This window comes from Ramlibacter alkalitolerans, from assembly GCF_016722765.1.
In the GTDB taxonomy this organism is placed as follows: domain Bacteria; phylum Pseudomonadota; class Gammaproteobacteria; order Burkholderiales; family Burkholderiaceae_C; genus Ramlibacter; species Ramlibacter alkalitolerans.
Genome location: NZ_JAEQND010000001.1, coordinates 45,196 through 60,465, shown reverse-complemented (window position 1 = coordinate 60,465; position 15,270 = coordinate 45,196). Strand labels below are relative to the sequence as shown.

At 71.1% G+C, this 15,270-nt stretch carries 14 protein-coding genes; 9 read left to right on the top strand and 5 right to left on the bottom strand.

Annotation, left to right across the window (positions count from 1 at the left end):
- Positions 1-102: 102 nt before the first annotated feature.
- The 8 genes from JI746_RS00290 (at position 103) to JI746_RS00255 (ending at position 10,463) form a co-directional block, all read left to right on the top strand.
- Complete coding sequence (locus JI746_RS00290) at positions 103-882, top strand: IclR family transcriptional regulator (protein WP_201686784.1); 780 nt, start codon at positions 103-105, stop codon at positions 880-882.
- Between the two features lie 75 nt (positions 883-957).
- Positions 958-1,761, top strand: coding sequence for an HpcH/HpaI aldolase family protein (locus tag JI746_RS00285; protein ID WP_201686783.1), 804 nt, complete (start codon positions 958-960; stop codon positions 1,759-1,761).
- Positions 1,762-1,784: 23 nt separating this feature from the next.
- On the top strand, positions 1,785-2,774 hold the full coding sequence (locus JI746_RS00280; RefSeq protein WP_201686782.1) for a Bug family tripartite tricarboxylate transporter substrate binding protein: 990 nt from the start codon (positions 1,785-1,787) through the stop codon (positions 2,772-2,774).
- 4 nt (positions 2,775-2,778) lie between these two features.
- Positions 2,779-4,068, top strand: coding sequence for a 3-isopropylmalate dehydratase large subunit (locus JI746_RS00275; protein WP_201686781.1), 1,290 nt, complete (start codon positions 2,779-2,781; stop codon positions 4,066-4,068).
- Positions 4,061-4,594: a LeuD/DmdB family oxidoreductase small subunit gene (locus JI746_RS00270; RefSeq protein ID WP_201686780.1), complete on the top strand. Its 534-nt coding sequence runs from the start codon at positions 4,061-4,063 to the stop codon at positions 4,592-4,594. Before JI746_RS00275 ends, JI746_RS00270 begins: the two co-directional genes overlap by 8 nt.
- Positions 4,595-5,230: 636 nt before the next feature.
- Positions 5,231-9,175, top strand: a complete 3,945-nt coding sequence (locus JI746_RS00265; RefSeq protein ID WP_201686779.1) for a CHASE domain-containing hybrid sensor histidine kinase/response regulator — start codon at positions 5,231-5,233, stop codon at positions 9,173-9,175.
- Positions 9,172-9,993: a YhjD/YihY/BrkB family envelope integrity protein gene (locus JI746_RS00260; protein WP_201686778.1), complete on the top strand. Its 822-nt coding sequence runs from the start codon at positions 9,172-9,174 to the stop codon at positions 9,991-9,993. The genes JI746_RS00265 and JI746_RS00260 overlap by 4 nt, the downstream gene beginning before the upstream one ends.
- 158 nt (positions 9,994-10,151) lie before the next feature.
- The gene (locus JI746_RS00255) at positions 10,152-10,463 is read left to right on the top strand and encodes a hypothetical protein (protein WP_201686777.1); all 312 of its coding nucleotides are present in this window, start codon (positions 10,152-10,154) and stop codon (positions 10,461-10,463) included.
- Here the strand turns inward: JI746_RS00255 and JI746_RS00250 are convergent.
- From JI746_RS00250 to JI746_RS00235, 4 genes are all read right to left on the bottom strand, one after another.
- Positions 10,450-11,205 (bottom strand): spermine/spermidine synthase domain-containing protein, encoded by a 756-nt coding sequence (locus JI746_RS00250; protein ID WP_201686776.1) that lies wholly within the window; start codon positions 11,203-11,205, stop codon positions 10,450-10,452. The two genes, JI746_RS00255 and JI746_RS00250, sit on opposite strands and share 14 nt — an antisense overlap.
- A 29-nt stretch (positions 11,206-11,234) precedes the next feature.
- Positions 11,235-11,693: a hypothetical protein gene (locus tag JI746_RS00245; protein ID WP_201686775.1), complete on the bottom strand. Its 459-nt coding sequence runs from the start codon at positions 11,691-11,693 to the stop codon at positions 11,235-11,237.
- 225 nt (positions 11,694-11,918) lie between these two features.
- Positions 11,919-12,692: a YecA/YgfB family protein gene (locus JI746_RS00240; protein ID WP_408004071.1), complete on the bottom strand. Its 774-nt coding sequence runs from the start codon at positions 12,690-12,692 to the stop codon at positions 11,919-11,921.
- 98 nt (positions 12,693-12,790) lie between these two features.
- Positions 12,791-12,997, bottom strand: a complete 207-nt coding sequence (locus tag JI746_RS00235) for a hypothetical protein (protein WP_201686774.1) — start codon at positions 12,995-12,997, stop codon at positions 12,791-12,793.
- A gap of 229 nt (positions 12,998-13,226) precedes the next feature.
- Between JI746_RS00235 and JI746_RS00230 the strand changes: the two genes are divergently transcribed.
- The gene (locus tag JI746_RS00230; RefSeq protein ID WP_201686773.1) at positions 13,227-13,601 is read left to right on the top strand and encodes a response regulator; all 375 of its coding nucleotides are present in this window, start codon (positions 13,227-13,229) and stop codon (positions 13,599-13,601) included.
- A gap of 22 nt (positions 13,602-13,623) precedes the next feature.
- Here JI746_RS00230 and JI746_RS00225 read toward each other — a convergent pair whose 3' ends face one another.
- Positions 13,624-15,135: a protein adenylyltransferase SelO gene (locus JI746_RS00225; RefSeq protein ID WP_201686772.1), complete on the bottom strand. Its 1,512-nt coding sequence runs from the start codon at positions 15,133-15,135 to the stop codon at positions 13,624-13,626.
- Positions 15,136-15,270 lie beyond the last annotated feature (135 nt).

Sequence of the window (15,270 nt, the reverse complement as noted above, 5' to 3'; positions counted from 1 at the left end):
CGCAGGACTTCGGCGCCTGCCCGGTCGCGACGATCGCCCGGGACGCGCCGGCCGATTGACCGTGCGGGAGCGCGGCTCGCGGCCATGCCGGACAATCCCGGCATGAGCAGCCAGGACAAGATGCTCTCCCTGCTGGACGCCTTCAGCGTCGAGGCGCCCGTGTGGTCGGCCGACGAACTCGCGGCGCGCCTGGCGCTGCCGCCCTCCACCTGTTACCGCTACCTGAAGTCGCTGCACCAGGCGGGCCTGCTGGCGCGCGTGGGCAGCGGCTCGTACGTCGTCGGCCCGCGCGTGCTGGCCCTGGACCGCATCTCGCGGCTGTCGGACCCGGTCTACAGCGTCGGCAGCCCGGTGGTCGCCGCGCTGTCGCGGCGCACCGGCTTCAGCGCGCTGCTGTCGGTGCTTTACAGCGACTCCGTCATGTGCGTGCAGCAGGTCGCCACCGAGGATGCGCCCCCGGGCCTGTTCGGCCGCGGCCAGCAACGGCCGCTGGTGGCCGGCGCCAGCGCCAACATCATCCTCGCCCACCTGCCGGTCCACCAGTTGCGCAGCGTCTTCAACAAGCAGCGGGACCGCATCGTCGCCGCCGGCTTCGGGCCCGACTGGGAGAGCCTGCGGGGCCAGCTTGCGGCCATCCGGCAACAGGGCTACAGCTTTACGGCCGGTGAATACCGTGTCGGCATCGCGGGCCTGGCGGCGCCCCTGTTCAACAAGGAGGGCGAGGTGCTGGGGAGCATCGCGCTGGCCACCTCCATCGCCTCGCCGCAGCTGGAGCAGTTCAAGGCCCTGGCGCCGCCGCTCCTGAAGGCGGCCGCCGAGATTTCACGCGGCATCGCCGCCAGCGCCAACGTGGTGGACCTGCCCGCGCGGGCGCTGGGATAGGCCTCGACAAGCTCTGAAATTTCTCCTACAATGTGAGAATTTTTCAGAAAGTGCCGGCACTGCCGCCGGACCCCCATGAGTCCCTCCCTTTCCGAAATCCTTCGCAACGGCGTGAAGGAGAAACTGGCCCGCGATGAAGTCGTGGCCTCGATGATGGTGCGCCTGGTGCGCGGCGTGGAGATCGCGCGCATCGCGAAGTCGGCCGGCTTCGACACCTTCTACATCGACATGGAGCACTGCGCCTTCTCGCTGGAGACCACCAGCCAGATCTGCATGGCGGCCCTGGAGATCGGCATCCCCGCCTTCGTGCGCGTGCCGGCCAACACGCCCGAGTACATCTCGCGCGTGCTCGATGGCGGCGCCATGGGCGTGATCGCCCCGCACGTGCGCGACGCGCAGCAGGCCCGCGACGTGGTGCGCCATGCGCGCTTCGCGCCGCAGGGCGACCGCTCGGCCAACGGCGGCCTGCCGCACCTGCAATACCGCAGCTTCCCCACCGTGGAAGCCAACCTGGCCCTGAACCAGGCCACGATGGTGATCCTGATGATGGAAGCCGTCGAGGCGCTGGAACGCGTCGAGGAGATCGCCGCCGTCGACGGCGTCGACATGCTCCTGGTCGGCAGCAACGACCTGACCGCCGAATGGGGCGTGCCGGGCCAGTACGACGACCCGCGCCTCGCCGCCGCCTACGAACGCACGATCGCCGCCTGCCGCCGGCACGGCAAGCACGTCGGCATCGGCGGGCTGGCTTCGCGGCCCGACCTGGTGGAGAAGTTCGTGCGCCTGGGCGCGCGCTTCGTCTCCACCGGCACCGACCTGTCGTTCCTGATGGCGGCCTGCACGCAGAAGGCCAAGGCCGTCGCCTCCCTTTCCCGCTGATTCCTTTCCCGGAGAAAACCAAGATGCCGTTCACCCGCCGCAGCGTGGCCCGTGCCGCCCTCGTCGCCGCCGCTTTCAGTGCAGCCGCGCCCTTCGCCCTGGCGCAGGGCGCCTGGCCGAACAAGCCGGTCAGGATCGTCGTCGCCTTCACCGCCGGCGGTCCGACGGACGTGGTGGCCCGCCTGATCGGCCAGAAGCTGGCCGACAAGTGGGGCCAGCCGGTGGTCGTGGAGAACAAGCCGGGCGCCGCCGGCCTGCTCGGGTCCGAGCTCGTGGCCAAGGCGCCCGCCGACGGCTACACGCTGCTGATGGCCACGGCCGGCAACCTCACGGTCAACCAGCACCTGTACAAGAACATGAAGTTCGACCCGGTCAAGGACTTCACGCCGATCACGCAGACGGCCGCCGTCGACTTCGTGCTGGTCGCGCAGCCGGACGCGCCGTTCAGGAACGTGAAGGAACTGATCGCGGCCGCCAAGGCGAAGCCGGAGTCGATCAGCACCGCCACCTCCGGCAACGGCGGCGCACCGCACCTGGCCGCCGCCCTGTTCGAGGACGCCGCCAAGGTCAACCTGCAACTGGTCCCGTACAAGGGCACGGCCGACGCCGTGAACGCGGTGCTCGGTGGCCAGACGGACCTGGACTTCGACGCCGCCTCGCAGGTGCTGCCGCACATCAAGGCCGGCAAGCTCAAACCGCTGGCGGTGCTGGGAAGCCAGCGTTCGCCGCTGCTGCCCGAGGTGCCCACCATGGCCGAAGCGGGCCTGCCCTCCTACAACTTCAGCAACTGGTTCGGCCTGGTCGGCCCGGCCGGCCTGCCCGGGGACGTGCAGGCGAAGCTGCAGAAGGACGTCGCCGAAGTCCTGCAGAACGCCGAGATCAAGGCCCGCTACCAGACCATGGGCCTGCAGCCGCCCACCGCGACGGCGTCGGCGCAGTTCGCCGGCCTGATCGCGAAGGACGCGGCGAAGTGGGGCGCCACGATCAAGGCGGCCCACATCGTCGTGGAGTGACGCGATGGGCATGACCATCACGGAGAAGATCCTGGCGCGCGCGGCGGGCCTGGACGCCGTGCGGCCGGGCCAGTTCCTGGACTGCAAGGTGGACCAGGTCGCCAGCATGGACCTGCAGGGCAAGCTGGTGTTCAACACGCTGGGCACCCTGGGCAGCGAATCGCTGTTCGATCCGCAGCGGGTGGCGCTGACGCTGGACCACCAGAGCCCGGCGCAGACCGTCGCCATCGCCGACGTGCACGCCGCCATCCGCAAGGCGGCGAAGAAGTACGACGTGAAGAACCTGTTCGACGTCGGCAGCGGGATCATGCACGTGGTCATGCCCGAGCGCGGCCTGGTGCTGCCCGGCGAGCTGGTGATCATGAACGAGTCGCACACGCCCACCGGCGGCGCCATGGGCGCGGTGGTGATCGGCGTCGGCCAGACCGATGCGGCCGTGGCCGCGGCGCTGGGCGAGATCTGGCTCGTGGTGCCGGCGACGATCCGCGTCAACCTGCGCGGCGCGCTGCGCCCGGGCGTCACGACCAAGGACGTCGCGCTGCACCTGATGAAGCTGCTCGGGTACGAACGCAAGGCGATCTACAAGACCATCGAGATCGGCGGCCCGGGCGTGGCCGCGCTGTCGATGGACGCGCGCTTCACGATCACCAACTACTGCTCCGACATGGGCGCCAAGTCGGCGATCTTCCAACCCGACGCGGTGACGCTGGAATACGCAGCGGCGCGCGCGCAGCGCGAGTTCACGCCCGTGTACAGCGATGCCGACTGCAGCTACGAGGACGCGATCCACGTCGACCTCGGCACGCTGGAGCCGCTGCTGGCCTGTCCGCATGCGCTGGACAACATCCACAGCGTGGCCTCGCAGGCCGGCAAGACCATCCACGAGGCCTTCATCGGCACCTGCACCAACGGCCGCTTCGAGGACCTCGCGGCGGCGGCGGCGATCGTCGAAGGCCGCAAGGTGGCCGATGGCGTGCGCTTCGTGGTCGTGCCCGCCTCGCGCGAGGTCTACCAGCGCGCCCTCAAGGCCGGCCACATCGCCACGCTCAGCGAAGCCGGCGCGCTGGTGTTCCCACCGGGCTGCGGCCCCTGCATGGGCGAGCACAGCGGCGTGCTGGGTGCCGGCGAGGTCGCCATCAGCTCGGGCAACCGCAACATGAAAGGCCGCATGGGCAGCCCCGACTCCTTCGTCTATCTCGGCTCGCCGCAGACCGTGGCCGCCTCGGCGGTCGCCGGCGTCATCACCGACCCGCGCACGCTGCAGCCGGTCGCCAGGGAGGTGGCCCATGCCTGAGCCGATCCGTGCCGGCGCCTACCGCGTCGGCGACGACGTCAAGGCGCTGGAGATCATGCCCACGCGCTTCAAGAGCTCCAGTGCGCTGTTGGACGAGGAGCTCGCCAAGGCGGCCTTCGCCGACCTCGATCCCTCCTTCTCCGCCCGTTCGCTGGCCGGCGAGTACGGCATCGTGGTCGCCGGGGTGAACTTCGGCGGTGGCGGCAAGACGGTGGAAGGGCCGGTGTTCGCGCTGCGCGGGGCCGGCGTGAAGCTGGTGATCGCCGAATCGTTCGCCCGCTACTTCCTGCGCAACGCGATCAACAACGGCTTCCCCATCCTGGTGTGCGCGGGCATCGCGCAGGCAGTGCAGACCGGCCAGCAACTCTCGGTGGACCTGGGCGCGGCCCGCATCACCAACCTGGCGACCGGCCAGGTGCTGCAGGCCACGCCGCTGTCGTCCACGGCGCTGGAAATCCTGGCCGTCGGCGGCCTCGTGCCGTATGCCCGGCGCAAGCTGGCGCAGCGGGCGGTCGAGGCCGCGTAGTCCTCACGCCCACCGGGTCGGTTTCGCGGCCCAGGTTTGGAAACCCTGCGCCCGCTTCGAAGTGCGGGGTCCGTCGCGGCAGGCGCTGCGCGGTGCGGGCCCGCGGAGCATCGGTCGGCGGCTTCGCGCGCCGACTTCCCTGAAAGGATGCTGCCGGCGGCGTCGCGCACCACAACTCGCCTGAAGTCGGACCGCTCGCGGTCCGACTTCAGACTCAGACAAGTGGTGCGAAAAGCTAGAGACGTACGCGGGCTCGCATCGCTGCGCTGCGTAGCCCGCTCCGCCGCCGGCAGCATCCGTTCAGGCGAAAAGCTCCTGATCGCGGGCCCACACCGCGCAGCGCCTGCCTCGACGCGCAAGCGTGCGGCTCCTGCGACGCTCGCAGGGGGCGGCCGTCTCCCGCCCGCACGCCGCAGGACCAGGACGGGTCCCTGTCCGACTCGGCGACATAAAGGCGGAGGCGCGGGCGCGGCGCCAGCACGGGCCACGCGGCTCACCCGCGCCGGGGGACAGTCGCTGAGGCGGAAAGGGACCCGTCCTGGGCCGGCCCGGAGGCACCGGACATCTCCTGCGACGCGTGCGGTCGACGTCCGGCAGGGGAATCCCGAAGTGCTACGCTCCGGTGCTCCAAGCCGCATGTCGTCCCTCCCGATTCCTGACAACGCGCCGCCGCCGGGCCGCACCGATGCGCCCGCCGTCGAGGCGCCGCCGCCTGCCGAGGCGCCGCACAAGCTGCTGCGGCCCTTCGGCCTGGTCACGCTGGTCATGGTGGTGGGGCTGCTGGTCACGCTGCTGTCGTGGGACGTGGCGCGCGACCTGTCGCGGCGGGCCGAAGCGCGTCGCTTCGAATACCGCACCAGCCGCATCCTGACCGACCTCCGGCACGGCCTGCAGGCCGACGAGATCCTGCTGCGCTCGGTGGCGGGCCTGTTCAGCGTCGGCGGCGGCATCGCGCGCCAGCAATGGCTCGACTACTTCGACGCGATGGAAAGCGGCACCCGCTCGCCGGGGCGCCTCTGGCTGGGCTTCGCGCAACGCGTTCCGGCACGCGAGCGGGAGGCGCACGAACGGCAGGTCCGATCCGAGGGAGTGCCCGCCTACGGGGTGCGCGCCACACAGGAGCGGGCGTTCTACTATCCGCTGGCGTACTATCGTGCCTTCGGCACGCCGGACCGCCGGCCGCTGGGCCTGGACCTGCAGGAGGATCCGCTGGCGCAGGAAGCGATGAACCGCGCCGTGCAGGCCGGCAGCATGACCGTGACCGGGCCGCTGACGCTGCCCACGCCCAAGGGCCACGGCGGCCAGGTCTGGGCGATGCTGGTGCCGGTGTATGCCGGCGGTGCCGTGCCCGGGACGGCGGTGGCCCGGCAGCAGTCCGTGCTGGGCTTCCTGGTCGAGGCCTTCGACACCATGCAGCTGGTGGAAGGCGCGCTCGGGCCCGACGCCGGCGTCCTCGCCGTCCGCGTGCGCGATGGGACCGTGCCGGTCTTCACCAGCCCCGAACTGGCGGCGAACGGGCTCGTGAAGTCCGGCATGCAGCGCAGCGCCGAACTCGATTTCGGCCTGCGCCGCTGGAACCTGGAATTCGCGGCCCTGCCACGCTTCGAGGCCAGCGTCGGGGGCGACCAGTCCTGGGTGATCCTGGTGCTGGGCGTCGTGATCAGCGGCCTGATGGCGGGCCTGCTGGGCCTGCAGGCGAGCCTGCGGGCCCGGGCGCTGGCGCAGGTGGAGCAGCGCACGGCGGCCTTGCGCAGCGCGCTGACCCAGCGCGCGGAGAGCGAGGCACGCCTGCGCGCCGTGTTCGACCACGCGCTCGACGCCATCATCACCATCGACAGCCGCGGCACGATCCAGAGCTTCAATCCGGCGGCCGAGAGGATCTTCGGCTGGCGCGGGGACGAGGTGATCGGCCAGAACGTGCGCATGCTGATGCCCTCGCCGGACCGGGACCGGCACGACTCCTACCTCGACAACTACCTGCGGGGCGGCGCGCCCAAGATCATCGGCATCGGCCGCCTGGTGACCGGGCTGCGCAAGGACGGCAGCACCTTCCCGCTGGACCTGGGCGTCAGCGAGATGCCGGTCGACGGCCAGCGCCTGTTCTGCGGCATCGTGCGCGACGTGACCGAGCGCCTGGCCAGCGAGGACGCGCTGCGCCAGAGCGAGCGCAAGCTGCGTTCCTACATCGAGCAGTCGCTGGACGGCGTGGCGGTGGTGGATGGCCAGGGCCACTACCTGGAGGTGAATCCGGCCGGGGCGCAGATGCTCGGTTATTCCGAACGCGAACTGCTGCACATGGCGATCCCCGACGTGCTTTCGAGCGTCGATGCCGAGCGCCGCCAGGGGCTGGCGCACTTCGAGCAGGTGCAGCGCGAGGGCCGCGGCAGCGGTGAGGTGGTGCTGCGGCGGCGGGACGGCGAGACGCTGATCGCCGAGATCAACGCGGTCGACCTCGGCGGCGATCGCTACCTGAGCCTGTTCCGCGACGTCACCCAGCGCCGGCGGGCCGAGCAGGCGCTGCAGCAGGAGCGCGCGATGCTGGAGCAACGCGTGGCCGAACGCACCGCGGTGCTGACCGAGACCAACGCCGCCTTGCAGGAGGAGATCGTCGAGCGCAAGCGCATCGAATCGGAGCTGGTGGCCGCGCGCGAGCAGGCGCTGCAGGCGGCCGAGGCGAAGGCCTCGTTCCTGGCCAACATGAGCCACGAGATCCGCACGCCGATGAACGCGGTGATCGGCATGACGGCGCTGCTGGAGGACACGCAGCTCGATGGCGAGCAGCGCTCCTACGTGCAGACCATCCACACCAGCGGCGACGCGCTGCTCTCCACCATCAACGACATCCTCGATTTCTCCAAGGCCGAATCGGGCATGCTCGAACTGGAGCGGCGGCCGTTCGAGATCGGCGTGTGCATCGAGGAAGCCTTCGACATGCTGGCGCCGCGCGCGGCCGACAAGGGCATCGACCTGCTGTACGAGATCACGGACAACGTGCCGCACTGGCTGGAGGGCGATTCGACGCGGCTGCGCCAGGTGCTGGTCAACCTGCTGTCGAATGCCGTCAAGTTCACCGACAAGGGAGAGGTCTGCCTCACCGCCAGCGTGCTGCGGCGCGACGCCGAGGAGGTGCAACTGCGCTTCGCCGTGCGCGACACCGGCATCGGCATCCCGCCGCAGCACATGGAAAGCCTGTTCAAGGCCTTCTCGCAGGGCGATACGTCGACCACGCGCAAGTACGGCGGCACCGGCCTGGGCCTGGCGATCAGCGCCCGGCTGGTGCGCATGATGGGCGGCGACATCAAGGTCGAGAGCGAGGAGCACCACGGCTCCACCTTCTCCTTCACCATGCGCGCCGGCATCGCGCAGAACGTGCCGACCGCGCAGTACCGCACCGGCCGCTCGCCCGAACTGGCCGGGCGCAAGGTGCTGCTGGTGGACGACAACCCGACCAACCTGCACATCCTCAAGACGCAGTGCACGCGCTGGGGCATGGAGGTGGAATGCGCGACGCGCGGCACGCACGCACTGGCGCTGCTGGAAGCGGAGGGGCCGTTCGACGTCGCGGTGCTGGACCTGCACATGCCCAACATGGACGGCCTGCAGCTGGCGCGCGCGATCGTGGCGCAAAGGGGCGCCGCCGCGCCGCCGCTGGTGCTGCTGTCGTCCTCGCCGGGGCGCAGCCGCGACTTCTCGGCGATGAAGCTGTTCGCCGCCACGCTGGCCAAGCCGGTGAAGCATTCCAAGCTGTTCGCCGTGCTCGACGAGGTGATCCACGACCGGCGCGCACCGCCGCCCGCGGCCGCCGCGCAGATGATCGACCACACCCTGGCCCGGCGGCTGCCGATGCAGATCCTCGTCGTGGAGGACAGCGACATCAACCGCAAGCTGGCGCTGGGCATGCTGCGCAAGTTCGGCTACGCGCCCGACGTGGCGCAGGACGGCGCCGAGGCGGTGGAGATGGTGCGGCACCAGCGCTACGACCTCGTCTTCATGGACCTGCAGATGCCCGTGATGGACGGCCTGGAGGCGACGCGGCAGATCGCCGCCATGCTGCCCCCGCAGCGCCGCCCGCGCATCGTCGCGATGACCGCCAACGCGCTGCCGGCGGACCGCCAGCGCTGCATCGATGCGGGCATGGACGACTACATCGCCAAGCCGATCCTGCCGGTCTCGGTGCAGCAGCTGATCGAGCGCTGGGCGCCGCAGCGCGGCGCGGCGGCGGGCGAGGTCGCGGACACGCTGATCGACGACGCGATCCTCAAGGAGCTCTCCGCGCTCGACGAGCCGGGATCGCCGTCCGTCGTGCGCGGGTTGATCACCGACTACCTGAACGAGGCGCCCGCGGCGCTCAGCGCAATGAAGCAGCACCTGCACCACGCGGACATGGACGAACTGCGCCGCCGCGCCCACAAGCTCGCGGGCACCAGCGCCAGCCTGGGCGCCAAGGGCGTGGCGGAGGTCTGCTACCGCATCGAGCACAGCGTGGCCGCGGGCGAGACCTCGGTGCTGCCCGGCCTGGTGGAGGAGGTCGAGATGTGCTTCACGCGCACGCGCTCCCTGATGCAGCAGCGGCTGGGATGAGCGGCTTCGTCGGTGTCGTCCTGCGGCGCGGCCGCGAGGAACGCCTGGCCCAGGGCGCCGGTGGCCTGACCTTCACCACGCTGCTGTCGCTGGTCCCCCTGCTGGTGGTGAGCTTCGCGCTCTTCACCCGCATTCCCGCGCTGCGCACCGCGGGCGAAACGGTGCGCGAGCACCTCCTGCGCGGCCTGCTGCCGCCCGAGATCGCCCGCACGGTGGCCAGGTACCTGGCCCGCTTCGCCTTCAATGCCGGCGGCCTCACGCTGGCCGGTTCGCTGTTCCTGGTGGTGTCGGCGCTGGCGCTCGTGCTGAGCGTGGAGAACGCGCTCAACCGGATCTGGCAGGTGAAGAAGCCGCGTCCGATCCCGCACCGGCTGGCCCTGTGCGCGGCGCTGCTGCTGGCCGGGCCGGTGGCCCTGGGCGCCAGCCTGTGGGCCACCTCGCTGCTGCTGGCCGCCACCGGTCCGCTGGTGGCCACGAGCCCGCCCTGGATGCGCCACGCGATCGAGGCCGCGCCGGTGGTGCTGGGCGCCGTCTCCTTCGCCTGCCTGTTCCGCTTCGTGCCGCATGCGCCCGTGCGGCGGCGCGACGCGATCGCCGGCGGCCTGCTGGCCGCGCTCGCATTCGAACTGGGCAAGCGCGGCTTCGCGATGTACCTGGCGCACGTGCCGACCTACCGCACGGTGTACGGCGCCTTCGCCCCGCTGCTCGCCTTCCTGGTGTGGGTCTACTACTCGTGGTGGGTGACGCTGGCGGCGGCGCTGGTCAGCGCCAGCCTGTCGCCGGGCGGCAAGTCCCGGGCGCGCCGGCTGGCCGGCTGATCCGGCGCCCGTTTGCCGTCCCGTACCCCGGCCGCGCGACGCTGCTGGCCTGGGACCAAGCCGAAAGAGCGGATGAGCGTGTCGACTTGTGGGGCGGACGGGCCCAACTCCGCGCCGCGCGACGGCCGGGCGTGCTAGCCTCTGCCGAGGAGAACGCCATGTTGCAATTCATGCGTGTGAAGGCCGACGCCCAGGACGGCCTGCTCGAGAAGTACGCGGCCAATGTCGATTACGGAAGCGAGGAAATGGTGCTGGCGGAGGCCGACGCGCTGCAGCAATGGGTGCGCGCCAACTGTGCCGGCATCGCGTGGGTCGAGTTGATCCGGCACGTCGAGTACCGCGCCCTGAAGGACGCCGGCTTCGCCGCGGACGAAGAGGACTGGGAGCTCTCGATCCTCTTCAACGATCCCGCCGATGCGGAGAAGTTCGGGCAGGCCTTCACCGTGGTCGACAGGTTCAGCGCCGAATAGCCTCCGGCGGGGAGTGGCCCGGTGAGCGCCGGGCCATCGCCAGCCACGACGGCGCGGGCAGCTCCCAGCGCGCCTCGATCGCGCTCGCGCGCGCCGCCAGCACGTCTTCCGGCGGCAGCCCGCCGCAGTGCGCGACCACGACCACGTTGCCGGCCTGCGTCGGCGGGAACTGCCAGATCGCCCGCGGCTGCAGGCCTGCGCGCAGCCGCGCCACGCTGGCGCGCACGTCGAGCGCACGGCCGATGAGGTTCGCCGCCAGCGTGCCGCCTTCGCGCAGGCAGCTGCGGCAGTCGGCATAGAACGCTTGCGAGTCCAGCGCCGGCCGTTCCACCGACGCGTCGTACGCGTCCACCTGCAGCACGTCGCAGCTGCGCGCGTTGGCAGGGTCGGCGACGAATGCGGCTGCGTCCGCGTGCACGATGCGCAGGCCGTCACCATCGCGCGGCAGCAGGAAGTGCGTGCGGCAGGCGTCGATCACGCGCGCGTCGATCTCCACCGCGGTCGTCCGCATCCCGAGCACGCGGTGCGCGAAACGGGTGAGGGAGCCCGCCCCCAGCCCCAGCGTCACCAGGTGCTTGCCCGCCAGGCCGGCGCTGTCGTGGAACAGCAGCCAGGCGAACATGCGCACGGCATACGCGAGCTCCAGCCGGTCCGGGTCGGCCATGCGCATCGCGCCCTGGCACCAGGAGGTGCCGAACTGCAGCAGGCGCAGGCCCTCGGCCTCGGTGATGACGATGTCCATCCGCGCCAGCCTAACGCAGCCGGCCGCGCTCACTGGACCAGGGATTCGGCGATCTCGAAGCGGCCCCAGGCGTGCGCCATCGCGTGGAACAGGAAGGCCTGGCGCTGCTCGTAGGCGAAGGGGCTTTCGCCGGGCGCCGGCTCCATGCCCGTCAGCGCCTTCTCGAAGGCTCCGTGGTATTCGCGCAGGGCGGCCACGCAGGAGCCGTCGTCGAGGCTGCGCAGGGCGGCTTCGAACTGGGGGGAGACGACGCTGTAGGCCTGGACGACGCAGGCACGGTACTGGCCGATCGCGCGCGCCGGGGTCACCGGGGGCCGCTGCGGCGCGAAGGGGCTGCCGCAGGCGATCAGCGCGTGCTGCGTGGTGCTGCGGTAGGTGTGCAGCGGCCGCGGCAGGCCATCCGCCTCCCGTACCACCGCCTGTGCCAGTGCCGGACCCGCGCACAGGCAGGCCAGGAACATGGCCGTCGCTCCCAGTCTCATTGTCATGGTGCCCATCCCCAACGCCCCGCACTGCTCCCCTTGCATCGCAAGGCGGCGTGCTGTCGTGGGCCCGTGGGATCGCCGCAGGCGATCGCCGGGCGTGGTCGCACTTGCCGCCATGCCGATCGGCACCCTTGAAGGTGCCAGCTCGAGCATGGTGGCGCGGCAGAGCTTGGACCGGAAGGCACCTTGGTGCCAGTTTGCTGGCACGCGGGTCGGTTTCTCAGTCGCTCAGCCGGCGCCGTGGCACTTCTTGTATTTCTTCCCGCTGCCGCAGGGACAGGGATCGTTGCGCCCGGGCTCGGGCTCCTTGCGCAGCGGTTCGGTGCGCGGCCCGATGCTGCGCCAGGCCTGGCGCAAGGCATAGACGCCCCAGATGGCAGCGGCCACGGCGTCGAGGCGCTCGTTGCTCACGCTGGCCGGGCCATCCTCGCTGTACATGGAAATCGCCGGCTCGCCGGCATCGGCTTGCGCGAGGGCGGCGATGTCCTCCAGCGCGGCCTCGATCATCTCGGCCGCCTCGGGGTCGCGCGGCGGCTGCCAGTCTTCGGGCCAGCTCTCCACGGCGGCCAGGAAGCCGATCGCCCACAGCTGCGCGTAGGCGGGCAGGTTCTCGAGGTCGCCGTCGAGGCGATCTTCCGGCGGCAGCGCCAGGATGGCGCCGCGCGCGTCGAGCGCCTCGGGATGGTAGGTGCGCTCGTCCTCCAGCAGTTCCACCGGCTGGTCGAGGGCGAAGGCGATCTCCTCCCAGCGGCGCCGCCAGCGCCAGACGAACTCCATGTGCGCCATCGGCCGGAAGTCCGGGCCCAGCAGCACGGGCCAGTATTCCTCCGGCGCCACGGCGCGGCGCATGCACACCAGGGCCGCGAGAAAGCCCTCGCAGAACTCCCACTCGGGAATCTCCTCGTCCTGCTCGCGCATCAGGTCGAGTTCGGCCTCGAGCGCGTCGAAGTCTTCGGGGGTGAGCGGGCCGGGTGGGGCGGCGGGAGTGTGGGTCAAGGCGATGCCGGGAGAGGAGGGGATCGGGAGCGGGGATTATCCGCCGCACCGAACGAGCGGCCTTCGGCCCGAGCCCGCTGTCCGGCCGGTGGCCGCCACCCCGGTCACGGGGCCGGGTCCTGCCTCCTGCGCCGTTCCTCGATCTCCTTCTGGATGGCCATGCGCTTGTTGCGCAGCTCCTCGACGCGCCGCATCACGTCGGCATAGTCCGGGTAGCTCGCGCGGGATGCGACCAGCCGCGCCGCCTCCTGCAGGGCCTGCGCCTCTTCGCGGAGCGCCTGGTCCAGCTGGGGCCTGAGGGATTGCGGCACGGCGACTTTCCTTGGGGAGGGCGCAGTCTAGGGGGACGACCGCGCTCCCTGCGCAGAGGTCATCCATCAGGAGGATCCATCCGGCGCCGGCCGGGCCTGGATTCAAGTAGGCCGGAACGGCTTGAGTGCGGGCGTGCCGCCGCACGGTTGCGTAGGGAGCGTTTGTGATTTCCAATGGTCGAGCCCCGCGCTGCCGGACAATGAAGGCGCGGGACGAGACGGAGTCAGCGTGGAATTGCGGGTATTCGTATGCGAGGATGCCGAGGGGGTCCAGTACTTCCTGAGGGACCTCTTCGAATCCATCGGCGGGCTGGAGCCGGTCGGCTTCGCGTCCAGCGAAGCCGCCGCGAAATCCTGGCTCGCGCTCAACCATGCCGACTGGGACCTGGCCATCGTCGACCTCGTGCTCGAGGAGGGCTCGGGCTTCGCCGTGATTCCCGCGGCCAAGCAGACGCACCCGCAGGGGCGGGTCGTGGTGTTCACCATGTTCGCCAGCCCCGTGGTCGCCGCGCACTGCCAGGCCCTCGGCGCCGACGCGGTCTTCGCCAAGTCCGACGCGACCGGGCTGGCGGCGTGGCTCGCTGCGCAATCCGGCGCGCGCTGAAGGTCCCGCCCAGCGTGGCGGCTCAGGTGCCGCAGAAGGTCTGGTAGCAGGCCGTGAGGGCCGCGGGTGCAGCTTGCGCGTAGGCCGCGCGCTCCGGATCCTCCTGGTACGGTTCGCGCAAGGCCGCGAGCAGGCGCTCGAACGGACCGAGGTCCTCGTGCTCCGAAGCCGCCGCCAGGGCTTCCTCGACGCGGTGGTTGCGCGGGATGATCCAGGGATTGACGCGACGCATCGCCTGCGCGCGCTGCTGCGGCGCCACGCCGTCGGCCGCGCACCGTTCGCGCCAGCGCGCCAGCCAGTCCTGCAGGGCCTGCGCGTCGGCGATCAGCGCCTGCAGCGGGCCCGCGTCCCCTGTCGCCGCGTCGGCCAGCCCGCGCCAGGCGAGCGTGAAGTCGGCGCCATTCGCGTGCAGCAAGGCGAGCCAGTCGTTCGCCAGCTTGGCATCCGCCGCGTCGTCGGCGGTGCCCTCGGCCAGGCCGAGTTTCGCCCGTTGCCCGCGCAGCAGGCAGGCCTCGTACACCCCGGGGAATTCCTCGATCACCCGCGTGGCCTGTGCCACCGCCTGTTCGGCCGCTGCTTCGCCCTCGTCGGCGACCACCAGCGGCAGCAAGGCCTCCGCGAAGCGGGCCAGGTTCCAGCGGGCGATGAGCGGCTGGTTGCCGTAGGCGTAGCGGCCCTGCTGGTCGATCGAGCTGAACACCGTCTGCGGGTCATACGCCTCCAGGAAGGCGCAGGGACCGTAGTCGATCGTTTCGCCCGAGAGGGTCATGTTGTCGGTGTTCATCACGCCGTGGATGAAGCCGACGTTCATCCATTGCGCGATCAGCGCGGCCTGCCGTTGGGCCACCCGCGCCAGCAAGGCGAGGTAGCGCCCGGGCGTGCCCGCCAGCTCGGGATCGTGGCGCGCGATGGCGTATTCGGCCAGCTGCCGCAGCTTGTCGATCTCGCCGCGGGCGGCGAAGAACTGGAAGGTGCCCACCCGCAGGTGGCTCGCCGCCACGCGGGCCAGCACGGCGCCGGGCAGCAGCCGTTCGCGCACCACCGGCTCGCCGGTGCTCGCCACGGCCAGGGCGCGCGTGGTCGGAATGCCCAGCGCATGCATCGCCTCGCCGATCAGCACCTCGCGCAGCATCGGGCCGACGGCGGCCTTGCCGTCGCCGCCGCGCGAAAACGGCGTGCGGCCGGAACCCTTGAACGCGATGTCGCGCCGGCGGCCGTGCCGGTCGACCACTTCGCCCAGCAGCAAGGCGCGCCCGTCGCCCAGCTGGGGCGAAAAGCCGCCGAACTGGTGCCCCGCATAGGCCTGGGCGAGCGGCTCGGCGCCTTCGGGCACGCTGTTGCCGGCGAAGATGGCCGCGCCTTCCTGGCCGCGAAGGGAGTCGGCGTCGAGGCCCAGCTCTTCGGCCAGGGGCTCGTTCAGGAACAGCAGGCGCGGGGCCGGAACCTCGGCCGGCTTCCAGGGAACGTAGAGGCCCGGAAGCTCGCGCGCATAGCTGTTGTCGAAGCGGAACAGGGAGGTGCCGGCTGAGTGCATGCCGCTAGTGTGACAAGGCCGGCGTGCCGCGATGTGAGCAAAAGTCGATGGCCCCATGCGGCGCGCGCCGATGCGCGGCGGCCACCGCACCCGCGCCGCTTGCCTTATCCTGCCTCGTTCGAATCGCATCCGACA